This window comes from uncultured Pigmentiphaga sp. (genome assembly GCF_937950555.1).
In the GTDB taxonomy this organism is placed as follows: Bacteria; Pseudomonadota; Gammaproteobacteria; order Burkholderiales; family Burkholderiaceae_B; genus Pigmentiphaga.
On record NZ_CALFCW010000069.1, the window covers coordinates 34,118 to 59,599 of the forward strand.

The window sequence follows — 25,482 nt, forward strand, 5'->3', positions numbered from 1 at the left end:
CTTCGGTCCGGGCACGAAATCGCGGCGGGCCCCCGCCCCTGGCCGCATGGGCCTACGCGTAGAGATCCACCATGCGGTTTGTCGACGCGATATGCCCGCTGCGCGCCGGGCCGGCCGGTGGCGCGCCGGAAGCGGATGTTTCGTGCGCCTCTGTGGCCGAGGTGTCATGGGACGCTCGCGCATCCGCGCCGCGCTCGCCGAACTGTTGCGCTGCCATGAAGCCGCTCTGCCGCTCGCTGCCCACCGACGCCTGGCCCAGGCTCAGGCCGCCCGCGGCCAGCGCCTCTTTTAGGCCAGCGATCGAATTCTCCAGCGCCTGGCGGGTCGATTCGTGATTGCTGCCGAACACGACGTTGGCCACGTCTCCGTCCAGCCGCAGATGGATGGTGATGGGGCCGAGCGCTTCGGGATCGACGCGCAGCTGCGCGGTTTGTAGGCCGCCCCCGGCCATCCAGCGCAGCGCGGTGTCGATGCGCTCCTGCAGTGCGCCGGGGTGCAGCGGTGCCGGCGCACCCGGCACCGTCGGTGCCTCGCCGCGCGGCGCAACGTGCTGCGCGGACGGGTGGGTGTTGCCCGCTACAGGCACCGTGGCCGTTTCCTGCAGCACCTCTGCCTTGGGCGCGGCCGGGGCGGGCACCCCCTCTTGCGCAGGCAGGACCGGGGCGGCAGCCGGCGTCGCTCGGCCGGAGGCCCCCGCGCCCGCCTCGGCGCGTGCCATGCCGGGGCCGGGCGCATCGTCGGCCGCCGCGGGCAAGACAAGCCGGGACGGTCTCATGGCGACGCCCGCAGCGGCACCGGGCTGGGCAGGTCCGGCTTCGGCCTGTGGTGCCTTGCCGCCCGCGGTGGCCTGCATGGCGTCCGCGGCCGCATCGACGGCAAGCCCGGGGCCGGCCTCGTCGGGAGGCAAGGCCGTGCCGGGCCTGGGTGGGGCGACCGGCGCCGCGGGCGGGTTGACGTAGGCCGCCCACGGCGTGGGCCAGGGCAGGCCCGGCCCCGGATTCTGTGCCACGAGGGCGATCTCTTCCGCGGCCTCGGTTTCGCCCGCGTCGCCCGCAGCGGGCGCGCCGGGATGCATCGCGCCGTCGCCCAAGGGGCGTTCCAGCGACGCTTCGGCCGCTTCGAGCTGGCGGCTGAAATGCTCTTCGCCGCGCGCGGAGGCCGGGGCGGGCGAAGGCAGGGCGACCGGCAGGGCCGAGGTGGCGACCGGCAGGGCCGAGGTGGCGACGGGCAGGGCGTTCATAGGGCGTATCCCGTGGGCGAGCCGAAACTGCGGCGGTTGGCGAATTCGTCGATCTGCTTCTGTATGCGCTTGGCTTCCGTCGCCTGCTGGCGCTGTGCTTCGCGCTGGGCGAGGATTTCCAGGGACTTGCACTTGCGCTCTTCTTCGAAGAAAGCTGCGCGGGCGGCGTTCATGTGCTCGGCGCAGCGCGCGACTTCGCGCGCCTGCTGCTCGACCGCGTCGGTCAGTTGCTGGATGAAGCGCGCATAGTTGCCGACCAGTGTTCCATCCAGGCCTATGCCCGCCTGGTTGCGCATGCGCGACTCATAATCGGCCCGGTAGTTTTCGATCAACACCAGGCGCTCGCGGGCGCGGGAGTGCGCCGCGGCAGCTTGGGCGAACTCCTGGGCGGCGCGGTTCTTGCGGGCTTCGGCCAGTTCGATCAGCGTAGAGAGAGTGGTCGGTGACGTCATGTCGGGCCCCTGGGGCGGGTCAGGCGCCGCCGCCGAATTGTTCGGCGATGGCGGTCATCAGGGTCAGGCTTTCGGCGAACGTGGCGCGCGCCTGCATGTCCTGCTGCAGGAAGCGGCTGATGCTGTCGTACGCAGCGATGGCCTGGTCGAGTTCTGGGTCGGTGCCGGGAACGTAGGCACCGACCTGGATGAGGTCGCGCGAGCGCTGGTAGCGCGAGAAGAGTTTCTTGAGCGTGCGCGCGTGGCGCTGCTGCTCCGCGCTGACGATGTTGTGCATGGCGCGCGAGATCGACTGTTCCACGTCGATGGCCGGGTAATGGCCGGTGTCGGCCAGCGCGCGGTTGAGCACGATGTGGCCGTCCAGGATGGCGCGGGCCGAATCGGCGATCGGGTCTTGCTGGTCGTCGCCCTCGGTGAGGACCGTGTAGAAGGCCGTGATGGATCCCGATCCGTGCGTGCCGTTGCCGGCGCGTTCCACCAGCGCCGGCAGCTTGGCGAACACGGAGGGCGGATACCCCTTGGTGGCCGGCGGCTCCCCGATGGCAAGCGCGATCTCCCGCTGCGCCATGGCATAGCGGGTGAGCGAGTCCATGATCAGCAGCACGTTCTTGCCCTGGTCCCGGAAATGTTCGGCCAGCACCGTGGCGTAGGCCGCGCCTTGCAGCCGCATCAGCGGTGCGGCGTCAGCCGGCGCGGCAACCACCACGGAGCGTGCCAGGCCCTCTGGGCCCAGGATCTGGTCGATGAATTCCTTGACCTCGCGCCCGCGTTCGCCGATCAGCCCCACCACGGTCACGTCGGCTTCGGTATAGCGGGCCATCATGCCGAGCAGCACGCTCTTTCCCACGCCCGATCCGGCGAACAGGCCCATGCGCTGCCCTCGCCCGACGGTGAGCATCGCGTTGATGGCGCGCACGCCCACGTCCAGCGGCCGTTCGATGGGCTGGCGCTCGATGGGGTTGACCGGGCGCGCGGCAAGCGGTGCGCGCTGGACTGAGGCGATGGGGCCGAGGCGGTCTAGCGGCCGGCCGGCGCCGTCGACCACGCGCCCGAGCAGCGCGTCGCCCACGGGCAGGTGCTTGGTGAGCTCCTCGGGTGCGCCCTCGTCGAGGTCTTCGTTGGCGGGATACGCCGGCGCGGGACGCCTGAGCTCGAGCGGCATGACGAGCGAGCCCGCCGTCAGTCCATGGATTTCGGTGGAGGGCATGAGGAACAGGCGCTCGCCGTTGAAGCCGACGACTTCGGCCTCCACGGCGCGTTCTTCTCCCTGGACGATCCGGCAGGTGCTGCCGACCGGCAGCTTCAGTCCCGTGGCTTCCATGACCAGCCCGGCCACGCGGGTCAGGCGGCCGGCCGCCGCGATGGGCGCGGCCGTGCGCACGCGTGCGGTGCAGCGGTCGAGGAACCTGGCGAGGCGGGCGGCCCGATCATGCATCGTGACCGCTCCAGGGTGCATCCTGGCCCAGGGCCGCGAGCGTGCGTTTCCAGCGGGTGGGCAGGGTGGCGTCGATGTCGGACTGGTGCGTGACGACGCGGCAGCCGCCGGCCTCGATGCCAGCGTCTTCGAGGATCTTCCATTGTCCGAGCTCGAGCTCTTCGCCCAAATGGGCGCGCACCAGCTGCACGTCCGAAGGGTGTAGCAGCAACTGCTTGCCGGTTTCGCCGCCCACGAGCTGGTTGAAGGCGTCGCGCACCACGGCCAGTACCACGGTGTTGTCCACCGAGAGTTCGTGCTTGACCACCTGGCGCGCGATATCCACGGCCAGCGTCACGAGGCGCGGGGCGAGCTCGTGCTCGAAGCGCGCGAAGACCTCCGACGCAGACTGCGCGATGGCCTGCAGCCTGTCGGCTTCTTTCCTGGCGGCGGCCGTGCCGTGGTCGTAACCGGCTGCATAGCCTTCGTCGAAGGCGGCGGTCTTGATGCGCTCGATCTCGGCCGGGTCTACGGCAGGCGCCAGCGGCTCGGCGGGCGCCTGCACGGGAGCCTCTGAGGCGGGCTCGGGCTGCGCAGCGGCTGCGCGTGCGGCGTCGGCCGCAGCAGCCGCTGCTGCTTCGCGTTCGCGGCGCTCGGCTTCCTGCTGCGCGGCGAGCAGCGCGCGCTGGATGGCGAGCTTTTCCTCGGCGGTCTGGGGGCGGCGCCGGGCACCGGCCTGCAGCGAGTCGCTGGGGAAGGGCTGCGGCCGCCAGACCGGCAGGTGGCGGGCCTCTTCTGCGCGGAGAATGCGTCGGGGCGGCGCCATGGTTTCAGACATATTGATCCTCGCCAATGCCGTTCACCGCCAAGTCGCCGGACTCGGCCAGCCGACGTGCAATCTTGAGGATCTCTTTTTGTTGGGCTTCGACTTCGGACAGCTTGACGGGGCCGCGCGCCTCCAGGTCTTCGCGCAACTGCTGCGCGGCGCGCGAGGGCATGCAGCGGAACACCTTGGCACGCAGCTCGGTGCTCGCGCCCTTGAGCGCAAGCACGAGCGATTCGGGCGTGACTTCGCGCAGCAGCAGCTGCATGCCGCGGTCGTCGGCATCGATGAGGTTCTCGAACGTGAACATCTCGTCGATGATGCGCTGGGCGAGGTCCGCATCGACCTGCTTGACGACGGAGAGAATCTGGTGCTCCGACGTCGAGCCGACGTAGTTCAGGATTTCCGCCGCGGTCTTGATGCCGCCCAGCTTGCGGCGCTTGATCTGCTCATTGCCGGAGAGCATCTTGAGCAGTACGTCGTTCAGCTCGCGCAGGGCCGAGGGCTGGATGCCGTCCAGCGTCGCCACCCGCAGCAGCACGTCGGCCCGCACGCGCTCGGGCAGGTGGTTGACCACTGCAGCCGACTGGTCGGCTTCGAGGTGGACCAATATGGAGGCGATGATCTGCGGATGCTCGTGCCGGATGAGGTCAGCGACGCTGGCCGGATCCATCCACTTGAGGCTTTCGATGCCAGAGGTGTCGCCGGTGTGCAGGATGCGGTCGAGCAGGAAGCCCGCCTTGTCGGCACCCAGGGCCTTGGTCAGCACGCTGCGCAGGTAGGCGTCGGCATCGGCGCCCAGGCCCGTGTGCGCGCTGATGTCTTCCTCGAAGCGCTGGATCACCTTGTCCATGGCCTCGCGGGCGATGCCCTGCATGCCGGCCATGGCCGTGCCCAGCTTCTGCACTTCGCGCGGCGACAAATACTTGAGCACCTCCGCCGCCTCTTCCTCGCCCAGGCTCAGGAGCAGGATGGCGCCGTCGTTGACGCCTGTTTCGGTATCCATAGTGACTGCGTTCGTCATGTCAGCATGCGCGCGGCGAAGGCGCGCCGGCTCGCGATCGGTATGAAGGGGGCGGCTGCATCCGGGCTCCCGCGGCGATCAGGCTTGTGCATCATTGACCCACTGGCGGATGACGTTGGCGACGATCTGAGGGTTCTCGCGCGCAAAGCGGCGCACGCGCTCGAGCGGGTCTTCGGGCTGGTCGTCCTCGGCCGGCGCGGTCGGCCCGGCAGCGGTGGGGTCGAGGCCCGCGAAGGCCGGGGCCGCCGGCTCGGCCGGCGCCGTGAGCTGCTTGATGGCCGGGCGGATCACGCCGATGATGAGGTAGAGCACCGCGAGTGCCAGCACCAGCGCCACGCCGATGTCGCGCGTCAGGTCGATGAATTCGGCCTGTTGCCAGAACGCCGGTTCGGGGGCGGGCTCGCCGGCCGCCTCGTTGAAGGGAATGTTGATGACGGAGATGGAGTCGCGGCGCTGCGGATCGAAGCCCACGGCTTCGCTTACCAAGGCCTTGATTTGCGCCAGCTCCGCCTCGCTGAGGGGCGTCGCGACGGCCTCGCCCTTGACCACGCTGGTGCGGTGGTTGACCACCACGGCCGCCGAGAGGCGCTTGATGCGGCCTACCGGTTCGCGCACGTAGCGCACGGTCTTGTCCAGCTCGTAATTCGTGGTGTCGGCGCGCTTGAGGTGTTGCGCCGACTGCGGAGGCGCGCCCGGCGCTGGCGGGTTGGTGGGCGCACCGCCCGTGGTCGGGGCGACGGCCACGCCGGGCGGCGTGTTGCTGAGCGAGCCCGGCACGCCGCCGTCGAGGCCGGGTGCCGGCTCGCGCGACTCCGAGCTCTGGCGGCTGCGGATCGCGGCCTGGTCCGGCGAGCCACCGTTCGGGCGGTAGATTTCGTCGGTTTGCTCCTGGCGGCTGAAATCGAGGTCGATCGCTACCTGCGCGCGCACGTTCTGCGCGCCGACGATGGGCGAGATCAGCTCGGCGATGCGACGCGTGTACTGCCGCTCCAGGGTGCGCAGGTATTCGAGCTGCGTGGCATCCAGTCCGTTCGGGTCGGCGTCGTTGGCCGACAGCAGCGTGCCGGTCTGGTCGACCACGCTGACCGCGCCCGGCGCGAGGTCGGGCACCGAGGAAGACACCAGGTGCACGATGCCGGCCACCTGGTGGCGTTCGAGCACGCGGCCGGGCAGCATCTGCACCAGTACCGAGGCGGAGGGTCGATTCTGTTCGCGCACGAAGATGCTGGGCTTGGGGATGGCCAGGTGGACGCGGGCGCTCTTGACCGTGCCCAGGCTTTGAATGGAGCGCGCCAGCTCGCCTTCGAGCGCGCGCTGGTAATTGACCTGCTCCTGGAACTGGGTCAGGCCCAGCCGGCCGTTGTCCATCAGCTCGAAGCCGACGTTGCCCGCGCGCGGCAGGCCTTGCGAGGCCAGCCGCAGCCGCACTTCGTGCACTTGGTCTGGCGGCACTAGGATGGCGCTGCCGCCGTCGGCAACGCGGTAGGGGATTTTCTGCTGCTGCAGGGCGGCGATGATGGCGCCGCCGTCTTGGTCGGAAAGGCCGCTGAAGAGGACGCGGTACTCGGGCGCGCGGTTCCACAGCAGCGCGGCGATGACGATCGCGACGAGCATTGGAATGCCCGCGAGCAGGGCCAGCCTATGGCGCGTGGGCAATCTGCCATACGCCTCCAGGAGCCTGTTGTGGGGCGCCTCGGCGGCGGGCGGGTTCTGCGTGTCGTCGGACATTGAGTGAAGCGGATTCGAATGCAAAAAAAGAAGCCGGGCCGCCCTGGCGGGCGCCCGCCCATTCTCCGGCTTGTATTATTTGGTGGAGAGTGTCACCGCCAAGGGGAGAATAGGCGGCATTTGCCCCGGTACTTCGCGGGCTGGGAAATGGCGGCCGGGGCTATCATCCGGCAGTCAGCCACCATGGATATGCAGATGGACCGGATTCCCCTCGTGCCGGCCGCCACCGCGGCCCAGGAACAGCCAGGCATGGCGCGCGCTGCGCAGATGCTGGCGAGGCCCGACTCGCTCATGGCGGGCGGTTCGGCGGCGCCGGCCACGGGTTCGTTCTCCAATGTGCTGGTCGACGCCATCCAGAGCGTGCACCGTGCCCAGAGCGAAGCCACGGCCTTGCAGAAGGCCTACCAACAGGGCGATCCCGAGGTCGGCCTCGAAGCCACCATGATCGCGATGAACCAGGCCAGCCTGTCCTTCCAGATGCTGGCGCAGGCACGCAATCGCGTCATCGCCGCCTATAACGAAATCATGAACATGCCGGTCTGAGCCGCGCTCCCCTGGCGCAGCGTCGCCGGCAGCCTGCCGTCCAGTTACGGTCGCACCGGGTTCCGCACGGCCGGCACGCCGCCCGCTCAACCTGGCGTTCCCGGCGGTTTCATGCGCCGCGCGGCGGCTTCGTCCTGCTTGTAGACCCAGGCCAGCACTTCGGCCACCGCCGCGTAGAGCGACGGCGGGATGCGGGCGTCCAGGTCCACCTTCATCAGCAGGTCGATCAGTTCGCGCGAGCTATGGACGAACACGCCCGCTTCCTTGGCGCGGCGGAGGATTTCCTCGGCGATCAAGCCGCTACCCTTGGCCACCACCACGGGCGTCTTGCGTTCCTTTTCATAGCGCAGTGCGACGGCGAGGCTGCGCTTGGGATCCTCTTCGTGGCGAGGGGTGGCGTCTTCGGGTGTGCTCATGAGCGTGCGGGGGAGCGGGAGGTGGCAGCGATGCGCAGGTCCGACATGCGCAGCCCCTGGCTGTCCAGCGCCTGCTGCAGCTCGAGCCCGCCCGCCGTCAGCTGCGCCTCTACCTCGCGCAGGCGCTGGCCGCGCAGCGACTTGGTGTCGGGCCGTATCGTCACGCGCGCATCGATGCCAGACAGGGACACGTCGACCTCGAGCTTGCCCAGGTGGGGTGTCTCCACCTGAACGCGCACGCGCCAGGCGAGCGGCAGGTCCGGGTCGTGGCGGCTTTCGGCGTCGGGTTCGATCTCGAGCTTGAAGGGGCGCTCGCCCCACGCGCCTTCGAGTAGCAGGCGGCCGCTCGCCAGCAGCGCGATCTGGTCCTGGACCAGCGGCCGCACGTCGGGCGGAATGGCCGCCAGGGCGGCCTGCAGGCCCTTGGCGGCGTTCTGTTCGGGCGTCGTCGCGGGCTGGGGCGCCGGCGCGGGGACGGCTGCATCTAGCGTGGGCCGGGGTTGCGGGCCGGGCGAGAACGCGGCCTGCGGTTCGGCGCGCAAGGCTTCCAGCGAGCGCCGGCCTTCGCGCCATTCCTGCAGGTGCGACTCATAGAACAGGCCCGAGTGCTCGACGGCCTGCTGCATCTGGTGGGCCGCGGCGGTGGGTGGCGTGCCGGCCGGGATGTGCAAGGAGGCGAGCGGCACGCCGCGCTGCAGGCCGCCGCCCTCGCTGACCAGCGCGAAGAGCAGGCGGGCCGAGCCGCTCAACTGGATGCGTGCATCGCCGGTCGTGGTCTTGAGCTCGGCCAGCGCCGGCAACGGGACGGGGGCGATGCCGCGCGTGGCCGAGGCAGTGCCGGGGCGGTCGGCCTTGCTGCCCGTGGCCGGTGCAACGTTCGATCCCGCATCCCGGCCGCCGCGCGCTTCGCGTTCGCCTGCGCCGCGCGGCCCGGCCTTGTCCATTCCTTGCAGGAAGGTAGCGTCGTCCAGCAGGCGCAGGATGACGCTGGCGCCGGCGCGCAAGGGCTGGCGGGTGTTGACGAGATAGGGCTTGCCGCCGATGTCGACCAGCGCCTCGCTGGCGCTGTGGGCCTGGAGCACGGTGGCGCGCACCAAGCCGTGCGGCAGGTTGCCGCCGGACTGCCGCGCGCCGGAAACGTTGAGCAGCCGCGCCAGGATGGCTTCGCGCGCTTGCTCGCGGTAATGCTCCCAGCTCTGCACCGGCGTGATGCCGGTGATCGCTTGCACTTGCCGGCTATCGACCAACCCGGTCTCCCGCCGCCGTCCGCAAGGGAGGCGTATCGGGCGCGAGGCGGTGTGCCGGCGCAGCTGCGGGATGGGAGCCGGGCGACATGCTCGCGCAGGTCAACGGAAGGGCGAGTACGTGAAATGCCGCTGCCGGTTCGGCCGCAGGATTTGTTCCAGCTCCTTCATCCAAGGCTGGGCCAGGTCGCGGATGGCGGCATCGTCGGCCAGCACCTGCTGGATCAGCGCAATGCAACCCTCGCGCTCGGCCTTGGGCAGCGACTCGGTGCCGGGCGTGGACAGCTGCCGCACGTAGTCCGTGCGACGCGCGCACTCGGCTTCGTAGGACGCGACTTCGTCCCAATCCCCGCGCCGTGCCGCCGCCAGCATGGCCGAGCTCAGCTCAGCCAGTTCCATGTAGGCTTGGCGCAGCGCGGAGCAGGTCGTGGCGGAACATTCGTCCGAGGAGCAGGGCGGCGCGGGTGGAGTGACCATGTTCGGAGTCTCCGTGTGGGCTCAGGCAGCGGCCTGCGCCTTGGGTTCGATGGATGCCCAGGCCTCGCGCAAGCCGTCGAGCAAGCGGGCGATCTCTTCCAGGGCCGCGGCATCGTTGTCGATGCCGGCCTGCAGCGCGCGTCGGAACATGTAATCGTACAGCGCGTCGAGCTGGCCGGCGATCTCGCCGCCGGCCTTGTGGTCGAGGCTGGCACGCAGGCCTTCGTCGATGATGCGCGTGGCGCGCGACATGGCCTGCGCCTTGCCGACGGCATCGCCGGACTCGATGCAGCCCTGGGCGCGCCGCAGTGCAGCGAGGGCGCCATCGTACAACATCAGTATGAGCGCGTGCGGGCTCGAGGTCGAGACCCCGGTTTCCACGCCCACGCTGACATAGGCGCTGGCGCCGAAGCTTGCGAATCCAGACACGGCATTCTCCTAATCCTTCATGACGAACGCAGGTTCTTGAGCGCTTCGAGCTGCTGCGTCAGGTAGCTGGCCGTGCTGTTCATCTGCGCGAGCAGGGTGTCGAGCGCCGAGAACTGCGCGCGGTACCGGGCTTCGATCTGCTCGAGCCGCTTGCTGAGCTGTTCCTGTTGGGTCTGCAGCGACTTGGTCGAGGCATTCAGGCCGTCCAGGCGCGAATCGATCAGGCCGTCGGATTCGACCATGGCATCGAGTTGGGCCTGGAAGCGCGCGGTGATGCTGCGCCCTTCGCCATAGGCTTCGTCGTCGAACAGCCGGGCGACGGCGCCAGCATCGGTGGCCATGGCCTTCTCGAAGCGGGTGGCATCGAGCTTGAGCGTGCCGTCGGACTGGAAGCTCACGCCCAGCGACGCCAGGGACGTGTACGCGCCCGTGGCGCCCTGCACCGGGCTGAAGATCTCGTTCCGGATGCGGGTCATCACGTCGCGCGTCAGGCTATCGGCGGCGAGAGGCCCGGCAGTGCCGGACTCGCCCTTGGAGGCGCCCGGCGTGTTGACGGCCAGCGCATTCACCGTGGAGAGCAGCTTGTTATAGGCGTCCACCATGGACTGCAGCGCGCTGCGGGCCTTGGCGGCGTCGTCCTTGACCGTGATGGTGGTGGTGCCCTCCTTGGCCAGGGTGAGCGTGACGCCTTCGAGCGCCGTGCTGACGCTGTTGCGCGCGCTCGTCATCACGATGCCGTCGATCTTGAATTCCGCGTCGGCCGCGTGCTGCAGCCGGCTCATCTGGGCCGCGGCGCCGGCGCTGTAGTCGGGCGCGCTGGCCGGATCGTAATCGAGGAAGGAAAGGGCCTGCCCGTCGCTGCCGGCATCGCCCTGGGTCGTGATCCTGAAGGCATGCCCGGCGCCCGTTTCCTTGGCCGTCAGCACGAGCCGGGCGCCCGTGCCGTCATGGATGATCGTGGCGGTGACGCCGGCCTCGGCCGCGTTGATGGCGTCGCGCACGCCTTCCAGGGTGTTCTTGCCGGCTTCGATGGTGACGGTCTTGGCCTCGCCTTCGCCGGGAATGAATTCGCCGTTTTCCACGCTGCCGAAGGTGAAGGTGATGGTGCCGGCCTGCACCTGCGCCTTGCTGCTTTCCAGCCCGGCGCTTACGGCTTTCTCGGCCTGGGCGAGCGAAACGACCTCGAGCGCGTACGTACCCTTGGTGGCGGCGTTCGTGGCCGTGGCGGTTGCGACGTCCGGGGCCGAGGAGCTTGCGCCCGCGCCGTTGAACTTGTCTGGCGTCAGGCCCTTGACCGCGTCGCGCAGCGAGGAAATGGCGCTGCGCAGCTGGCCGTAGGCCGAAATCTTGGACTGGATGCTGACTTCCCGCGTCTGCAGCTTGGCCAGCGGCACCGATTCGGCCGCCATGAGGTTGGACAGCAGGGTCGTCAGGTCGAGGCCTGAACCGATGCCGAGGGCAGATCCTACGCTTGCCACGATGGACTCCTAGGGAACGACGGGGCGACGCTCAGGCCTTGCGGCTGAGCAGCACGCCCTCCAGTTTGTCGAGCGAACGGGCGAGGGCCAGGGCCTCTTCCGAGGGAATCTGGCGGATGACGTCTTGCGTGTCGCCGTCGATGATCTTCACGACCACGGTACCGCTGTCTTCATCAATGCTGAAGGTCAGGTTGCGGCTGGCCAGCGGGATGTACTGGTTGAAGTGATCGACGGCAGCCTGCAGGGATTCCAGGTCTGGCACCTGGGAGGTGGCGGGCAGCGTCGGATCAGCGTCCTTGGCCGCGCCGCGCGGCGATACCTGGGCGACGGGCAAGAGCGCCGCGCCCATGCTGGGGCGGGTATCTGCCGGGTTGCCGAGGGCGGAAATGCTCATGAGGACTCCGGGGCGTAGGCGGCGAAGCGCCGGCGCAATCAATGACTATGCCTGGGTTATCGGGGGAAAGCGGCGGAACTTGAGGGCGGCGTGCGCCGGCCGGCGAAAAAAAAGCCCGCCTTGGCAAGGCGGGCCCGACGGACGGCCGGGCGGCCGTCCTGGGGAGGCGTCGATCAGCCGCGCAGCAGCGTCAGGACGTTGTTCGGCAGCGAGTTGGCCTGGGCCAGCATTGCCGTACCGGCCTGCTGCAGGATCTGGGCGCGGGTCAGCGCCGCGGTCTCGGCGGCGAAGTCGGCGTCCAGGATGCGGCTGCGGGAGGCCGAGAGGTTCTCGGACGTGGTTTGCAGGCTGGAGACGACGGAGCTGAAGCGGTTCTGGATGGCACCGAGGTCGGCGCGGGCGTTGTTGATCGTCGTCAAGGCTGCATCCAGGGCCGTCAACGCGTTCTCGGCGCCTGCGGCCGTAGAGATGTCGACGGCGCTCAGTGCAGTACCGGTTTGTGTGATGGCAGTATCGGCGATGGTGAGCGCGCCGGTGGCGGAGAAATTACCCGTCACTCCAGTCGGGGCGACGTACGTAATGTCCAGCTTTCCGCCATACGTGTCTTCAGCCGCGAGCCCCAAATGGGTGAGCGTGGCTCCGGTGCCTGCATTGGCAAAGTTATCGATGGTGATGTTGCGCCCATCGGCAGCTTCAAGGGCGACGCCGTTGCCGGTGTCGACTGCACGCACTCCGGTGACGGCAGACTGGGCGTTGATCGCCGCAACGGTGTTCTCGCGGTTGGCCGTGGCATTCGCGCTAACCGCAACGTTGATTTGCAAGCCGTTCAATTCGAACGAGACGGTACCCGCGGTGAACGCGCTGAAGTCCGTGCTCTGGTCCGCAGCCGCAACCTTCGTGGCGTTGGCCTTCGCGGTCAGGCCGGCAATGCCGCCGCTGTTCAGCATGTCGGCCAGGGCCTTGGCGTCCTTGGCTACGTTGCCGGTCACGGAGCCTGCACTGCCGAAGGTGAACGTTTGAGAGCGCACGGTATCGTCAGCGATGGTCGAGAGATCCACGGTCGTGATGATGCCGTTGAACTTGCCTAGCGCGGATGCGCTGGCGTTCGCGATATTCTCGATCGAGATGGTTTGCCCTTTGTTGGCGCCGACCTGGAACTGCTTGGCAGTGAACGTGCCATCCAACAGCTTAGTGCCGTTGAATTCCGTGTCCTTGGCAACGCGGTCGATTTCGGAGATCAGCTGCGCGACTTCCTTTTGCAGGGCGGCGCGGTCTTCGGCCGAGTTCGTGGCGTTGGCCGACTGCACGGCCAGCTCGCGGATGCGCTGCAGGTTGTTGCCGATCTGCGAGAGCGCGCCTTCGGCCGTTTGTGCCAACGAGATGCCGTCGTTGGCGTTGCGCATGGCCTGGTTCAGGCCGTTGATCTGGGTGGTCATGCGCTCGGAGATGGCGAGGCCGGCCGCGTCGTCCTTGGCGCTGTTGATGCGCAGGCCGGTGGAGAGGCGCTGCAGTGCGGTGTTGACCGCGTTCTGCGAGCTGGTCAGGTTGCGCTGCGCGTTGAGCGAAGCAATGTTGGTGTTGATGACTTGTGCCATGACTGAGCTCCCTGAGGGTGAGTCATTCCTAGGTTCCGGGCCGGGGCCCGCCAAATGCATCTGCGGCCGGAGGTCCTTCCGCAATTGCCTCTTGGCCTGGCCGGCGGACGGGGACGGTGGTGCCGCATCGCCGGCGCTCGCTTGCGTCATGCAAGCGCGGCCGCGTTGAGGCAGTTAACGGGGGAGGGGAAGCGAAACTTTAGGCAGGAAGGGCGGGGAAACGAAAAAAAATACCGCTAAAGTTTCGGCGAATCCGTCCGACATGGCGCCGCTGCTCGCAGCCCTGGATGCGGTGAACGGGAGGGGCGTCGTGCTGGACGCAGGGGAGGCGGGCGCCTTGAATGGGATGCTCGCGAAGGCATCGGGCCTTCCCGCTCGGTTCAAGCTCAGTTCAATGTTTCCAGCGTGAAGTAGAACGTGGCGCCTTGCCCGGCCGCGCTTTCTGCCCAGATCTGGCCGCCGTGGCGGCTGATGATGCGGCGGACCGTGGCGAGCCCCACGCCGGTGCCGGGGAAGTCGCTCGCGCGGTGGAAGCGCTGGAAGGCGCCAAAGATGCGTTCGGCGTTTTTCGCGTCAAAGCCCGCGCCGTTGTCGCGCACGAAATACACCGTCTGTTCGCCGCGGGGGAAGCTGCCGAACTGTATCTGCGCGTCGGGCTGCTTGCCCGTGAATTTCCAGGCGTTGCCGAGCAGGTTGTCGAGCGCGATGCGCATCAGGCCGGCGTCGCATTCGGCGTGGAGGCTTTCGGGTAGGTCTACCTTGACCGTTCGCGTGGGATGGTCGCAGCGCAGTTGTGCCACCACGTCACGGGCGAGGGCGGCAAGGTCCACGCGGGTCTTGTGCAGCCCGCTCTGGTTGATGCGGGCCAATTGCAATAGGTCGGCGATCAAGCCGTCCATGTGGCGCGTGGTGTCAAGGATGTGCTGCAGGTGGCTGGCGGCCGTTTCGTCCCGCCAGCCGGCGAGCCGCGACCCCAGCAATTCCGCAAAGCCCGCGATCTGGCGCAGCGGCGCGCGCAGGTCGTGCGAGACCGAATACGAAAAGGCCTCGAGTTCTTCATTGATGACGCGCAGCTGCTGCGTGCGCTCGGCCACGCGTTTCTCGAGTTCGCCCTGGATGCGCCGCGCCGCTTCTTGTTGCTCCATGTGCTGCGTGACGTCGCGCGCGTAGCCCGAGACGGCCACGGCTTCGCCTTCCTCGTTGTACAGGCAATTCATGTGGACTTCGAACCAGCGGGGCTCGCCATTCACCGTCCAGATTTGCTCGAAGCGCCGGCGCGACTTGGACTCCAGCATTTGCTGGTGGCGGACCCGGTAAATGCGGGCAAGCGAAGCGGGCATCACGTCTTCCATGGGCTTGCCGAGGCAATGTTCGGCCGAAGTGTCCAGCAGCCGGGCGTAGGTCTGGGACACATAGCGGTAGCGGCCTTCGCGGTCTACGACCCACACCGCGGCCGGCAGCGACTCCAGGGCGGCTTGGAGAAGGTCGCGGTCTTTGTCGCCGAGGGCTGCGCCATGTTGCAAGAAGGGAATCGCGTTTTGCATCGGTGTGTGCAAGTCAATCCAGTCCGTGGTGTAAGAAAAATTCTTACATGTGGAGGGGGCTTAGGTAGACGTGAAATCCAGCCCGCTTCCGACCTGGCCGTCGTTACGGTTGTCGGATAATTTACATATTGAAGCAATGCAACCGAACTCCGCACCAAATTTGGTCGGGTTATCAGTGTGGTTTTCGCCCTCAGGGGCGCTTCCTAAAGGAATCACGATGAGTCAAGTGTGCGACGAGGTCGAAGCGGCGCTGCCGGCCTCGAAAGCCGAGCATTCTCCCATGTCTCGATTGAGCGAGGAAATCCGCGACGCGAACCTGACTTATTTGATGCTTGCCCAGCAAATGCTGCGCGTGGACCGCAGCGAAGCCTTGTATCGCCTGGGCATTTCCGCCGAGGTGGCCGACATTTTACTCTCGCTTACCACGGCACAGCTCCTCAAGATTGCCAGCTCGGGCATGTTGCTGGCGCGCTTCCGCTTCGACGACACGCTCATCTGGAACCTGCTTGCCTCTCCCAAGCGCGATGATCCCTCGCCTCGCATCCATGCTGCCATCCTGATGGCGGGCCAAACGGCGGCCAAGGCCGCGGCCTGATTTGCCGGGTTCCTATCGTGGGTAGTTTGCATCGGGGGGCCCTATGGCTCGCGCTAAGAGCGTGTTGTCTGAAGCCCGGCAGATCGAGATCGCATCCGAGTTGATCCGGCTGGGCGCACGCCTGCAGGTGCTGGAGGCGGAAGTGCAGTTGTCGCGCGAGCGGCTGCTGCGCCTGTACCGGGAGATCCAGGGCAAATCGCCTCCCAAGGGCATGCTGCCGTTTTCCACGGATTGGTTCATGACCTGGCAGCCGAACATTCATTCGTCGTTGTTCATGAACATTCATCGCCACCAAGTGAGCATGGGCGACGCCCCGGTCGAGGCGCTGATCCGCGCCTATCGGCTGTACCGGGAGCAGGTGGGGCAGTTCGGCATGCCCGAGGTGCTTTCCATCACCCGGGCCTGGCGTCTGACGCGCTTTTTCGATGCGGGCATGTTGGGCATGGCGGCCTGTACCACCTGTGGCGGCGAATTCGTCACCCATACCTACGAGCTGACGCGGCGGTACGTGTGCGGGCTGTGCAACATGCCTTCACGCGCGGGCAAGACCCGCCGTGCGGCCCGGGATGCCACGGGCATCCAAGCCGAAGCGGGTTGAGCGCGGCGCGCGTTCCCGCCTCAAGTTTTTCCCGCAGCGGCCGAAAACCCGTTCATGGCTGCGCGCAATGTGCGCGGAGCCGAAATGCCCCAAGCAGGAGCATTCCCGGAGGTCCGGCCCGTCGCCGTCCGGCAAGGCGCCAGCGATGCTGCTGGGCACGGCGAGCCAGGCCCGCCGGTCTGCGCGCCTGACGCCACGGGAGTGGCTTCGGCTTGGGGTGGGACTCTATATGCTCGTCATCATTGGCTACATCATCGTTGTCGCGTCGGTGCTGGGCGGTTATGCCATGCACGGCGGTTCGCTGGGCGCGCTGTTCCAGCCGTTCGAACTCGTAATCATCGCCGGGGCGGCCTTCGGCGCCTTCGTGTGCGGCAATTCCACCAAGGTGCTCAAGGCCACGTTCAAGGCCCTGCCTACCACGTTGCGCGGCTCGCGCTTCACCAAGCAGCGCTACCTGGACCTGCTCGCACTGCTGTACGAAATCCTCAACCGCGTGCGGCGCGAGGGGCTGATGTCCATCGAGGCAGACGTCGAAGAGCCGCACGACAGCCCCCTGTTCCAGAAATATCCGGCGCTGCTGGCCGATGCGCAGCTGGTGGAGTTCGTTACCGACTACCTGCGCCTCATGGTCAGCGGCAACCTGAACCCGCTCGAACTCGAAGCGCTCATGGACCAGGAAATCGATACCCACCACCAGGAAGCCAGCGTGCCCGCGCAGGCCGTCCAGCGCGTGGCCGACGGGCTGCCCGCCTTCGGCATCGTCGCGGCAGTGATGGGCGTGGTCAACGTGATGGGCTCGGTGGGCGATCCGCCCGCGGTGCTGGGCGCCAAGATTGGGGCTGCGCTGGTGGGCACCTTCGTCGGCATCCTGCTCGCCTACGGCATCGTGGGCCCGTTGGCCTCGGTGCTGGAGCAGAAAGTGAGCGAGAGCTGCAAACAGCTCGAATGCGTCAAGGTCGCGCTGCTGGCCAGCCTGAACGGCTACGCGCCGGCGCTGGCGGTGGAGTTCGGCCGCAAGGTGCTGTTCTCCACCGAGCGCCCGAGCTTCGGCGAGCTCGAAGACACGGTGCGGGGCAGGTCCGCGGCCTGAGCGCGCGGCATAGGGTCGAGTCATGGCACCACGCAAGGAAGGCATCGCTCCCATCGTCGTCCGGCGCCCACGCCGCTCGCGGCAGCGCGCGCACGGCACCGGCATGTGGAAGATCGCCTATGCCGATTTCGTCACGGCCATGATGGCCTTTTTCCTGTTGATGTGGCTGCTGACCACCGCGGCGCAGGCCGACCTGGACGGCATTTCCGAATATTTCCGCACCCCGCTGCGCGTAGCCGTGACTGCGGGCAGCGTGGCCGGCGATCCGGTCAGCGTGCTGCAGGGCGGGCAACACGTGAGCCCGCGCATCACGCCGCAGCGGCGCGCCAGCGACGAAGAGCTGGAGGCCCGCGAGCGCCGCAAGCTCGAGGCGCTGAAGTCGGAGCTGGAAAGCCTGATCTTCACCCAGCCCACGCTCAAGCAGTTCAAGAACCAGATCCTGCTCGACTTCACCGACGAAGGCCTGCGCATCCAGATCGTGGATGAGCAGAACCGGCCCATGTTCGACAGCGGCAAGACCGTGCTCAAGGATTACAGCCGCGCCATCCTGGACGAGCTCGCGCGCGTGCTCAACGGGGTGGAGAACAAGATCTCGATCTCCGGGCATACCGATTCGACGCCGTACGCCGGCGGCGACGCCGGCTACAGCAATTGGGAGCTCTCGGCCGATCGCGCCAATGCCGCGCGCCGGGAAATGCTCAATGCCGGCATGAAGCCGGACAAGGCCTTGCGCGTCGTGGGGCTCGCGGATTCCGTGCCGTTCAATCGCGACGACCTGCGCGCGCCGGAGAACCGGCGCATCAGCATCGTGGTGCTGAACAAGCGCAGCGAAGAATTTCTCAAGAAAGGCGGCGTGTATGTCGATGTACCCGCCGTTCCGGGACACCTGAGCGGCGATGCGCTGCGGGTGTCAGCGCTCGAATCGCAGTGAACTTCGGGGCCGGCATCGTCCGGCTGGTATGGAGGACTTTATGGGTGCCGGTGACAATCGGTTGATGGAAATGGTGGACGAGAAGGCCCGGCTGGCCGGCTCCAACAAGATGGAGCTGCTGCTGTTTTCGCTCGGCGGCAGCGAGGTCTTCGGCATCAACGTGTTCAAGGTGCGCGAGGTGTGCGAGCTCATACCCATCACGCGGACGCCCAATGTGCCGCGGGGCGTGGAGGGCATCATCTCGCTGCGCGGGGCGATCCTGCCCGTGATCGACTTGGCAACCACCATCAACATGAAGACCGACGCGCCGCGCACCAAGCTGCTGATCACCGAGTTCTCGAGCCACACGCAGGCCTTCCTGGTCGCCGATGTCGACCGCATCGTGCGCATCGACTGGGACAAGGTGAAGTCGCCACAGTCCATGCCTTCGTCCAACACGTCCTTCATGACGGCGCTGACGGAACTGCCCGACGGCAAGCTGGTGTCCATCCTCGACGTCGAGCAGATCCTGGCCTCGGTGATCGGCGAGGACAAGATTCCGCCCGAGATCCAGCAGGTCGATCCGGACATCAAGGCCAACGTGTTCTTTGCCGATGATTCCGCGCTCGCGCGCAAGAAGATCACGGAAGTGCTGGACCGCATGGGCCTGCCGCACCAGCATGCGACCAATGGCGCGGAGGCCTGGCAGAAGCTGCAGGGCATCGCTGCGCGGGCCGAGGCCGAGAAGCTGCCGGTCGAACTGATGTTGGGGCTGATCCTGGTCGATGCCGAGATGCCGGAGATGGACGGCTACGTGCTGACCCGGCACATTAAGGCTGACCCACGTTTCAGCAAGATACCGGTCGTGATGCATTCGTCGCTGTCGTCGGTTGCAAACAAGAAGCTCGGACAACAGGTGGGAGTCGATGCCTATGTCGCGAAATTCCACCCCTCGGAACTGGCTAGTATGATCGCCGCTCAACTTACCCATATCAAGGCCAGAAAGGGAGCAAATGAAGCCTGACGATTTGAAGTTCCTTATCGTCGACGATTTCTCGACCATGCGGCGGATCATCCGCAACCTGCTGAAGGAACTTGGTTACAACAACGCCGACGAGGCCGAGGACGGCCAGGTCGCGCTCAGCAAGCTGCGCAGCGGCCTGTTCAACTTCGTGGTCAGCGACATCAACATGCCCAACATGAACGGTTTCGAGCTGCTGCGCGAAATCCGCGCCGACGCCCAGCTCAAGAAGCTGCCGGTGCTGCTGGTGACCGCCGAGGCGAAGAAGGAAGACATCGTGCTGGCGGCGCAGATCGGCGCCAACGGCTACATCGTCAAGCCCTTCACCAAGGCGACGCTGGAAGAAAAGCTGACCAAGATCATCCAGAAAATGAGCGGGAGCACGTAATGGCCCATACCGGCGATACCGAAGACCTCGAAGCGCTGTTCGATCAGATCTCCTCCGAGACGCTGGCGCGTATCAACGCTGCCCCGGATGCCGAGATCGCGCCGGCGTCGCCGGAAGCGGCGTGCGCCGGCGAAGAGAAGAAGGAATCGCCCGAGTTCTACCAACGCGTGGGCATGCTCACGCGCCAGCTGCACGATGCGCTGCGCGAGCTCGGCTACCACCAGAAAGTCGAGATGGCCGTGCAGTCGTTGCCCGACACGCGCCAGCGGCTCGACTACATCGCGCGGCTGACCGGGCAGGCGGCCGAGCGCGCGCTGTCCAACGTCGAGAAAGGCCAGGCCATCCAGGAAGCCGTCGAGCGCGAGGGTGCGCGGCTCAGCACCCGGTGGCAGCAGCTCTACGCCTGCGAGCTGGGCGTGGAGGAATTCAAGCAGGTCGCCGCCGATACCAACGCTTTCCTGCAGCGCGCGCAGGAAGATGCGCGCGCCACGCAGGCTTTGCTCACCGACATCATGATGGCCCAAGACTTCCACGACTTGACGGGGCAGGTGATCCAGAAGGTCGTCAAGCTGGCGCAGGACTTCGAAAATGAGCTGGTCAAGCTGCTGATCGAAAGCACGCCGCCCGAGAAGCGGAGCGCGGCGCATTCCGAGTGGATGAACGGGCCGGTCATCGATCCCACCAGCCGGGACGACGTGGTGACCAGTCAGGCGCAGGTCGACGACTTGCTCGAGAGTCTGGGTTTTTGAGCGGGAATAACGAGTGTCTGCCTTTTCCGACATGCAGGATCTGCTGGCCGACTTCCTGACCGAGGCGGCGGATCTCCTCGACGACGTCGACATCGGCCTGGTGGAGTTGGAGCAGCGCCCCCACGACACCGGCCTGCTGAACCAGGTCTTCCGCGGGTTCCACACCGTCAAGGGGGGCGCGGGATTCCTCGAGGCGACGCCGCTCGTGGAACTGTGCCATCGCGGCGAGAACCTGCTGGACCAGCTTCGCAGCGGCGCCCTGCGCGTCACGCCCGAGATCATGGACGTGATCCTTGCAGCGACCGGCGAAGTGCGCCGCATGTTCGCGGAGATGGAGCGCGGCGCGATGCCGGAGCCGGCACCCGAAGCTTTGCTGCGGGCCTTGGAGGCGGCGGCCAAGGGCGAATCCTTCGACGCGCGGAGCCTGCGCGGCACCGAGGCGGGCCGCGGGCAAGAGGGGACCGCGGAAGTCGAAACGGCGGCACCCGCCAAGCCGCAGCCGCCGGGGCAGGCCGCTGGCGAGCCCGATTGGCTGGGCTATTACCGCGCGGCGTTCGGCGAGCCGCCCGGCTTATCCAGCGCCACCACCGCCCCGGCGCAGGAGCAGGCGCAGGCACCACGGGAAAGCGGGGCTCCGGCTTCCAAGCCGTATCGGCCCGAAATGTTGTCGCCGTCCGGCGGCGCGCAGGGCGCAGCGGCCAAGGACTCCACCATACGCGTGGATACCGCGCGCTTCGACCAGATCCTGAATCTTTCGGGCGAAATCGGCCTGACCAAGAACCGCCTCTCGTGCCTGCGCGATACGCTCCTGGGCGGCCGCCGCGACGAGGCCGTGGCCGAGACGCTGGATGCGGTGTTCAGCCAGCTCGACACCCTGGTCTCGGACCTTCAATCGGCCGTCATGATGGCGCGCATGCAGCCGGTGGGCCGCGTGTTCCAGAAGTACTCGCGGCTGGCGCGTGACCTCGCGCGGCAGCTCGGCAAGGACGTCGAGCTCATCATCACGGGCGGCGAGACCGAGGTCGACAAGACCATTCTCGACGAGCTCAACGACCCGCTGGTGCACCTGATCCGCAACGCAGTGGACCACGGCATCGAAACCATGGTCGAACGCCGCTCGGTGGGCAAGCCGGCGCGCGGCACCGTGCATTTGTCCGCGCGCCAGACGGGCGATTCCATCGTGGTCGAGGTCTCGGACGATGGCCGCGGCATGGATCCGGAAGTCATACGGCGCAAGGCGGTGGAAAAGGGCGTCATCGGTGCCGAGGAGGCGGCCGTCCTGGACCACGCGCATTGCCTGCAGCTGATTTTCCTGCCGGGCTTTTCGACCCGCAGCGAAGTCAGCGACCTTTCCGGCCGCGGCGTGGGCATGGACGTCGTCAAGACCAATATCGAGAAGCTCAAGGGGCAGATCGACATCCATTCTTCGCCGGGCATGGGCTCGCGCATCGTGATTTCGCTACCGCTCACGCTGGCCATCCTGCCCGTGCTGATGCTCAAGCTGCTCGACCAGCCTTATGCGATCCCGCTGTCGGTGGTGCGCGAGATCATTCCGCTGCGCCAGGAAGACATTCACCAGGTCGGCCATGGCCAGGCGCTCTCCCTGCGCGGCGAAGTCCTGCCCGTGTTCGACCTCGCGGCCCTGCTCGGGCGCGAGCGGGAGCAGCCGCCTTCGCTGGCGGTGGTGCTGGCGCACGGCGAGCGCCAGCTCGTGCTGGGCGTGGACGGCTTCATCGGCCAGGACGAAGTCATGATCAAGCCGCTCGAAGGCATCCATCCGCGCGGCGTGGCCGGTGCCACCCTGTCGGGCGACGGCACGCTGGTGCTGGTGCTGGAGATGAAGCAGCTGCTCGAGGGCGTGTTCTGACCGGACGCACGGGTCCTGGCCTCGCTCTCATCTAGATAGCCTAGTTTTCCGGCCTCTGTTCGGGGCTTTGGGATGCGCGCCTTTCGCGAATAATCCCTTAGCCGTGGTGGCGAGGCGGCTGGCGCTCGCCCGCAACTCCGGTATCCGCCAGGCGCAGCTTGGGCCCGGCGTTCGTCGATACCCCGGAAAACCGTGTCAGATAACCAGGAAAGCGGTCAGGAAAAGACCCTGGCGCCATCCCAGCGGCGGCTGGACCAGGCGCGCGAAGAAGGGCGGGTCGCGCGTTCGCGCGACCTGTCCGGTGCCATGGCGACCTTCGCCTGCGTCGCGGCGTTGATGTTGGCCGGGGCCGGGATCGTCGACCGCGCCATGGGCTGGATGCGCGCCGCGTTCTCGACCGCGGCCGCGAGCGCCGCGGCGTCTGGCGACGAAGCCGTGCTGTTCCCCTCCCTGATGGATGCGCTGGGCGATGCCCTGCTTGCCATATCGCCCGTGCTGGCGGCGGGGATGGCGGCGGGGGTGCTGGGGTCGGTGGGGCTCGGCGGCCTGGTCCTTTCGGGCAAGGCGGTCACGCCGGACTTCGGCAGGCTTTCTCCATTGAAGGGATTCGGGCGCATGTTTTCGGTCACCGGCCTGGCCGAGCTCGGCAAGGCGCTGCTGAAGGTGGCGGTGCTGGGAGGCGTGGCGGGCCTGCTCGTGTGGCACGGCGTGCACGGCTGGCTGTCCCTGGCGCTGCCCTCGGTGCCGCGCGCCCTGTCCCAGCTCGCCGGGATGCTGTCCAACCACGCGCTGGCCCTGGCCGGCGCGCTGTTCGTCATCGCGGCCGCCGACGTGCCCCTGCAATGGTGGCAGCACCACAAGAACCTGCGCATGACGCTGCAGGAAGCCAAGCAGGAAAACAAGGAAACCGAAGGCGATCCGCACGTCAAAGGGCGGATACGGCAACTGCAGCGCGACCGGGCACGCGCGCGGATGATGCAGGCGGTGCCGACTGCCGACGTGGTCGTGACCAACCCTTCGCACTACGCGGTCGCCCTGAAGTACGAGGAAGGGCGGATGAGTGCGCCTCGCGTGGTGGCCAAGGGCACGGACGCCGTCGCGGCCCGCATCCGCGAGATCGCGCGCGAGCACCGGGTGGCCGTGGTGGAGAGCCCGAAGCTGGCCCGCGCCTTGTATCGTCATGCCGAAGTGGACCAGGAAGTGCCAGTGGCCCTGTACCGCGCCGTGGCCCAGGTGCTGGCCTACGTCTATCAGCTGCGCGACTATGTCTCCGGGCCGCTGCCCGAGCTCAAGCCGGTGGAGGTACCGGCCGGCTGGGACCCGCTCGATGAGGCCCCGCTCCGCAAGGGAGGCCGTGCATGATCGGTCGCAGCCTGAAGGTCGGCGGGCTGGAGTTCAACGCATCGCAGCTGCGCGAGCTCGGCATGCCCGCCTTCATCCTGCTGGTGCTGGGCATGATGCTGCTGCCCCTGCCGCCGCTGGTGCTGGACCTGCTGTTCACCTTCAACATCGCGGTGTCGCTGCTGGTGCTGATGGTGTCCGTCTATACCAGGCGGCCGCTGGATTTCGCGGTGTTTCCCAGCGTGATCCTGGTGACGACGCTGCTGCGGCTTTCGCTCAACGTCGCCTCGACGCGCGTCGTGCTGCTCAACGGCCACGCCGGGCCGGATGCCGCGGGCAAGGTCATCGAGGCCTTCGGCCAGTTCCTCGTGGGCGGAAATTTCGCCGTGGGCGTGGTGGTGTTCCTGGTGCTGGTCATCATCAACTTCGTCGTCATCACCAAGGGCGCGGGCCGCATCGCGGAAGTGTCGGCGCGCTTCACGCTCGATGCCATGCCCGGCAAGCAGATGGCCATCGACGCCGACCTGAACGCGGGCCTGATCGACGAAGCCACCGCGCGCAAGCGCCGCGCCGACGTGGCGCAGGAAGCCGATTTCTACGGCGCGATGGACGGCGCCTCCAAGTTCGTGCGCGGCGATGCCATCGCCGGCATCCTGATTCTTTTCGTCAATATCATCGGCGGCCTGTTGATCGGCGTGGGGCAGCACGGGCTCAGTTTCTCCGAAGCAGGGCGCGCGTATGTCCTGCTCTCCATCGGGGACGGCCTGGTGGCCCAGGTTCCAGCGCTCCTGGTGTCCATCGCCGCCGGCCTGATCGTGTCCCGGGTCGGCGAGGGTGAGGACATCGGCACCGAAGTCGGCAAACAGCTGCTCGGCACGCCGCAGGCCGTGGGGCTGTCGGCGGGGATCGTCGGCATGCTGGGGTTGGTGCCGGGTATGCCCAATTTCTCGTTCCTCGTCCTGGCCACCGGGCTCGGCGCGTTGTCTTGGCATCTGGCGCGTCGCCGCAAGCAGCAGGCGCAGCGCGAAGCCGCGCCCGCGGCCCCGGCCGGGCCGGTCGAGCCACAAGAGGCCAGCTGGGAAGACGTCACGCCCGTCGATACGGTGGGGCTGGAGGTGGGCTACCGGCTGATTCCGCTGGTGGACAAGACCGGCGACGGCGACCTGCTCAAGCGCATCAAGGCGCTGCGCAAGAAGTTCGCGCAAGACGTGGGTTTCCTGCCGGCGGCGGTGCACATCCGCGACAACCTCGAGCTGCGGCCCGGCGGTTACCGCATCACGCTCAAGGGCGTGGCCATCGGCGAGGGCGAAGTGCAGACCGGCGGATTCCTCGCCATCAACCCCGGCCGCGTCACGCGCGAGGTGCCGGGCACGCCCACCCGCGACCCGGCCTTCGGCCTGCCGGCGATGTGGATCGACGCCGCGACCCGCGAAGCGGCGCAGGCAGCGGGCTATACGGTGGTCGACGTCGGCACCGTCATCGCCACGCACCTGTCGCACCTGTTGCACAGCCATGCGGCCGATCTCTTGGGCCGCGCGGAACTGCAGGCGCTGTGCGATCACTTCTCTCGCAGCGCGCCCAAGCTGCTCGAAGACCTGGTGCCCAAGCTGATCTCCATGGCGACGCTGCAGCGCGTGCTGCAATCTCTGCTCGACGAAGGCGTCCACATACGCGACATGGGCACCATCGTCGAAACCTTGTCCGAGCACGCCGTCCACACCCAGGATCCTGTGGAGCTGGTCGGTGCCGTGCGCGTGGCACTGGGACGCGCCATCACGCAGAACATCTTCGGCGCCCATGGCGAGATCGACGTGTTGGCGCTGGATCCCGAACTCGAGCGCATCTTGCGCACCATCAGCCCGAAGGCGGGCGAGATCGGCGCGATCGAGCCCGGGCTCGCCGAACGCCTCCTGCACGAGGCAGCGGCGGCGGTCGAGAAGATGGATGCGGTGGGCAAGCCCGCCGCGCTGCTGGTGCCGGATCAGTTGCGGCTTGCCCTGGCGCGGTTCTTCCGGCGTTCCGTGCCGCGCCTGAAGGTCCTGGCACATTCCGAAATTCCCGAATCTCGTCTCATCCGCGTCGCGATGACGCTGGGAGGACGTTGAGCATGTCCCCTTTCATT

General features: G+C 67.5%; 25 protein-coding genes. 11 read left to right on the forward strand and 14 right to left on the reverse strand.

Annotation, left to right across the window (positions count from 1 at the left end; genetic code table 11):
- Positions 1-52: 52 nt before the first annotated feature.
- From Q0319_RS16295 to fliF, 6 genes are all read right to left on the reverse strand, one after another.
- A complete protein-coding gene (locus tag Q0319_RS16295; RefSeq protein ID WP_299454426.1) occupies positions 53-1,240 on the reverse strand; it encodes a flagellar hook-length control protein FliK in 1,188 nt (395 codons plus the stop codon).
- Positions 1,237-1,692, reverse strand: coding sequence for a flagellar export protein FliJ (fliJ, locus tag Q0319_RS16300; RefSeq protein ID WP_296465032.1), 456 nt, complete (start codon positions 1,690-1,692; stop codon positions 1,237-1,239). Before fliJ ends, Q0319_RS16295 begins: the two co-directional genes overlap by 4 nt.
- Positions 1,693-1,711: 19 nt before the next feature.
- Positions 1,712-3,127, reverse strand: a complete 1,416-nt coding sequence (gene fliI / locus Q0319_RS16305) for a flagellar protein export ATPase FliI (protein WP_296465034.1) — start codon at positions 3,125-3,127, stop codon at positions 1,712-1,714.
- Positions 3,120-3,944, reverse strand: coding sequence for a flagellar assembly protein FliH (locus Q0319_RS16310; RefSeq protein ID WP_296465037.1), 825 nt, complete (start codon positions 3,942-3,944; stop codon positions 3,120-3,122). Before Q0319_RS16310 ends, fliI begins: the two co-directional genes overlap by 8 nt.
- Positions 3,937-4,935 (reverse strand): flagellar motor switch protein FliG, encoded by a 999-nt coding sequence (gene fliG, locus Q0319_RS16315; protein ID WP_299454430.1) that lies wholly within the window; start codon positions 4,933-4,935, stop codon positions 3,937-3,939. The genes Q0319_RS16310 and fliG overlap by 8 nt, the downstream gene beginning before the upstream one ends.
- 96 nt (positions 4,936-5,031) lie before the next feature.
- Positions 5,032-6,681 carry a flagellar basal-body MS-ring/collar protein FliF gene (fliF, locus tag Q0319_RS16320; protein WP_299454432.1) on the reverse strand — a complete coding sequence of 550 codons (1,650 nt, stop codon included), beginning with the start codon at positions 6,679-6,681 and terminating at the stop codon, positions 5,032-5,034.
- Positions 6,682-6,876: 195 nt separating this feature from the next.
- On the opposite strand from fliF, the gene fliE reads away from it, so the two are divergent.
- Entirely contained in the window at positions 6,877-7,224 is a 348-nt protein-coding gene (gene fliE, locus Q0319_RS16325; RefSeq protein ID WP_296465047.1) for a flagellar hook-basal body complex protein FliE, read from the forward strand.
- Positions 7,225-7,310: 86 nt separating this feature from the next.
- On the opposite strand, the gene Q0319_RS16330 is transcribed toward fliE, so the two are convergent.
- The 8 genes from Q0319_RS16330 to Q0319_RS16365 all read right to left on the reverse strand — a co-directional run bounded on the left by Q0319_RS16330 (position 7,311) and on the right by Q0319_RS16365 (position 14,801).
- Complete coding sequence (locus Q0319_RS16330; protein WP_299454434.1) at positions 7,311-7,640, reverse strand: EscU/YscU/HrcU family type III secretion system export apparatus switch protein; 330 nt, start codon at positions 7,638-7,640, stop codon at positions 7,311-7,313.
- Positions 7,637-8,887: a flagellar hook-length control protein FliK gene (locus Q0319_RS16335; protein ID WP_299454436.1), complete on the reverse strand. Its 1,251-nt coding sequence runs from the start codon at positions 8,885-8,887 to the stop codon at positions 7,637-7,639. Before Q0319_RS16335 ends, Q0319_RS16330 begins: the two co-directional genes overlap by 4 nt.
- A gap of 99 nt (positions 8,888-8,986) precedes the next feature.
- A complete protein-coding gene (locus Q0319_RS16340; RefSeq protein ID WP_296465055.1) occupies positions 8,987-9,361 on the reverse strand; it encodes a flagellar protein FliT in 375 nt (124 codons plus the stop codon).
- A 21-nt stretch (positions 9,362-9,382) separates the two neighbouring features.
- Positions 9,383-9,790, reverse strand: a complete 408-nt coding sequence (gene fliS, locus Q0319_RS16345; RefSeq protein ID WP_296465060.1) for a flagellar export chaperone FliS — start codon at positions 9,788-9,790, stop codon at positions 9,383-9,385.
- Between the two features lie 17 nt (positions 9,791-9,807).
- Positions 9,808-11,268 (reverse strand): flagellar filament capping protein FliD, encoded by a 1,461-nt coding sequence (gene fliD, locus Q0319_RS16350; protein ID WP_299454439.1) that lies wholly within the window; start codon positions 11,266-11,268, stop codon positions 9,808-9,810.
- 31 nt (positions 11,269-11,299) lie between these two features.
- On the reverse strand, positions 11,300-11,662 hold the full coding sequence (locus tag Q0319_RS16355) for a flagellar protein FlaG (RefSeq protein ID WP_296465065.1): 363 nt from the start codon (positions 11,660-11,662) through the stop codon (positions 11,300-11,302).
- A 173-nt stretch (positions 11,663-11,835) separates the two neighbouring features.
- A complete protein-coding gene (locus tag Q0319_RS16360; protein ID WP_299454441.1) occupies positions 11,836-13,257 on the reverse strand; it encodes a flagellin in 1,422 nt (473 codons plus the stop codon).
- A gap of 386 nt (positions 13,258-13,643) precedes the next feature.
- Positions 13,644-14,801 carry an ATP-binding protein gene (locus tag Q0319_RS16365; protein WP_299454445.1) on the reverse strand — a complete coding sequence of 386 codons (1,158 nt, stop codon included), beginning with the start codon at positions 14,799-14,801 and terminating at the stop codon, positions 13,644-13,646.
- Positions 14,802-15,081: 280 nt separating this feature from the next.
- Here Q0319_RS16365 and flhD point away from each other — a divergent pair, with 280 nt between their 5' ends.
- The 10 genes from flhD (at position 15,082) to flhA (ending at position 25,465) form a co-directional block, all read left to right on the forward strand.
- Positions 15,082-15,396, forward strand: coding sequence for a flagellar transcriptional regulator FlhD (gene flhD, locus Q0319_RS16370; protein WP_296469009.1), 315 nt, complete (start codon positions 15,082-15,084; stop codon positions 15,394-15,396).
- Between the two features lie 43 nt (positions 15,397-15,439).
- Complete coding sequence (gene flhC / locus Q0319_RS16375; RefSeq protein WP_296468991.1) at positions 15,440-15,994, forward strand: flagellar transcriptional regulator FlhC; 555 nt, start codon at positions 15,440-15,442, stop codon at positions 15,992-15,994.
- A 229-nt stretch (positions 15,995-16,223) separates the two neighbouring features.
- Positions 16,224-17,084, forward strand: coding sequence for a flagellar motor stator protein MotA (motA, locus tag Q0319_RS16380; RefSeq protein WP_296468993.1), 861 nt, complete (start codon positions 16,224-16,226; stop codon positions 17,082-17,084).
- A 22-nt stretch (positions 17,085-17,106) separates the two neighbouring features.
- On the forward strand, positions 17,107-18,015 hold the full coding sequence (motB, locus tag Q0319_RS16385; protein ID WP_299454450.1) for a flagellar motor protein MotB: 909 nt from the start codon (positions 17,107-17,109) through the stop codon (positions 18,013-18,015).
- A 40-nt stretch (positions 18,016-18,055) separates the two neighbouring features.
- The gene (locus Q0319_RS16390) at positions 18,056-19,018 is read left to right on the forward strand and encodes a chemotaxis protein (protein ID WP_296468997.1); all 963 of its coding nucleotides are present in this window, start codon (positions 18,056-18,058) and stop codon (positions 19,016-19,018) included.
- Positions 19,008-19,403, forward strand: a complete 396-nt coding sequence (cheY, locus tag Q0319_RS16395; protein WP_296469001.1) for a chemotaxis response regulator CheY — start codon at positions 19,008-19,010, stop codon at positions 19,401-19,403. Before Q0319_RS16390 ends, cheY begins: the two co-directional genes overlap by 11 nt.
- Positions 19,403-20,152, forward strand: coding sequence for a protein phosphatase CheZ (gene cheZ / locus Q0319_RS16400; RefSeq protein ID WP_296469003.1), 750 nt, complete (start codon positions 19,403-19,405; stop codon positions 20,150-20,152). The genes cheY and cheZ overlap by 1 nt, the downstream gene beginning before the upstream one ends.
- 13 nt (positions 20,153-20,165) lie before the next feature.
- Complete coding sequence (locus tag Q0319_RS16405; RefSeq protein WP_299454455.1) at positions 20,166-22,019, forward strand: chemotaxis protein CheA; 1,854 nt, start codon at positions 20,166-20,168, stop codon at positions 22,017-22,019.
- Between the two features lie 192 nt (positions 22,020-22,211).
- Positions 22,212-23,381, forward strand: a complete 1,170-nt coding sequence (gene flhB / locus Q0319_RS16410) for a flagellar biosynthesis protein FlhB (RefSeq protein WP_299454458.1) — start codon at positions 22,212-22,214, stop codon at positions 23,379-23,381.
- Complete coding sequence (gene flhA, locus Q0319_RS16415) at positions 23,378-25,465, forward strand: flagellar biosynthesis protein FlhA (protein ID WP_299454461.1); 2,088 nt, start codon at positions 23,378-23,380, stop codon at positions 25,463-25,465. The genes flhB and flhA overlap by 4 nt, the downstream gene beginning before the upstream one ends.
- Positions 25,466-25,482 lie beyond the last annotated feature (17 nt).

Coding starts and splice junctions, on each gene's coding strand:
- Q0319_RS16310 (WP_296465037.1), bottom strand. CDS start 3,944: ATGTCTGAAACCATGGCGCCGCCCCGACGCATTCTCCGCGCAGAAGAG.
- Q0319_RS16295 (WP_299454426.1), bottom strand. CDS start 1,240: ATGAACGCCCTGCCCGTCGCCACCTCGGCCCTGCCGGTCGCCACCTCG.
- Q0319_RS16360 (WP_299454441.1), bottom strand. CDS start 13,257: ATGGCACAAGTCATCAACACCAACATTGCTTCGCTCAACGCGCAGCGC.
- Q0319_RS16365 (WP_299454445.1), bottom strand. CDS start 14,801: ATGCAAAACGCGATTCCCTTCTTGCAACATGGCGCAGCCCTCGGCGAC.
- Q0319_RS16330 (WP_299454434.1), bottom strand. CDS start 7,640: ATGAGCACACCCGAAGACGCCACCCCTCGCCACGAAGAGGATCCCAAG.
- fliG (WP_299454430.1), bottom strand. CDS start 4,935: ATGGATACCGAAACAGGCGTCAACGACGGCGCCATCCTGCTCCTGAGC.
- cheZ (WP_296469003.1), top strand. CDS start 19,403: ATGGCCCATACCGGCGATACCGAAGACCTCGAAGCGCTGTTCGATCAG.
- fliI (WP_296465034.1), bottom strand. CDS start 3,127: ATGCATGATCGGGCCGCCCGCCTCGCCAGGTTCCTCGACCGCTGCACC.
- fliJ (WP_296465032.1), bottom strand. CDS start 1,692: ATGACGTCACCGACCACTCTCTCTACGCTGATCGAACTGGCCGAAGCC.
- flhD (WP_296469009.1), top strand. CDS start 15,082: ATGTCTCGATTGAGCGAGGAAATCCGCGACGCGAACCTGACTTATTTG.
- fliE (WP_296465047.1), top strand. CDS start 6,877: ATGGACCGGATTCCCCTCGTGCCGGCCGCCACCGCGGCCCAGGAACAG.
- cheY (WP_296469001.1), top strand. CDS start 19,008: ATGAAGCCTGACGATTTGAAGTTCCTTATCGTCGACGATTTCTCGACC.
- flhA (WP_299454461.1), top strand. CDS start 23,378: ATGATCGGTCGCAGCCTGAAGGTCGGCGGGCTGGAGTTCAACGCATCG.
- Q0319_RS16340 (WP_296465055.1), bottom strand. CDS start 9,361: ATGGTCACTCCACCCGCGCCGCCCTGCTCCTCGGACGAATGTTCCGCC.
- fliF (WP_299454432.1), bottom strand. CDS start 6,681: ATGTCCGACGACACGCAGAACCCGCCCGCCGCCGAGGCGCCCCACAAC.
- motA (WP_296468993.1), top strand. CDS start 16,224: ATGCTCGTCATCATTGGCTACATCATCGTTGTCGCGTCGGTGCTGGGC.
- motB (WP_299454450.1), top strand. CDS start 17,107: ATGGCACCACGCAAGGAAGGCATCGCTCCCATCGTCGTCCGGCGCCCA.
- Q0319_RS16355 (WP_296465065.1), bottom strand. CDS start 11,662: ATGAGCATTTCCGCCCTCGGCAACCCGGCAGATACCCGCCCCAGCATG.
- Q0319_RS16390 (WP_296468997.1), top strand. CDS start 18,056: ATGGGTGCCGGTGACAATCGGTTGATGGAAATGGTGGACGAGAAGGCC.
- flhC (WP_296468991.1), top strand. CDS start 15,440: ATGGCTCGCGCTAAGAGCGTGTTGTCTGAAGCCCGGCAGATCGAGATC.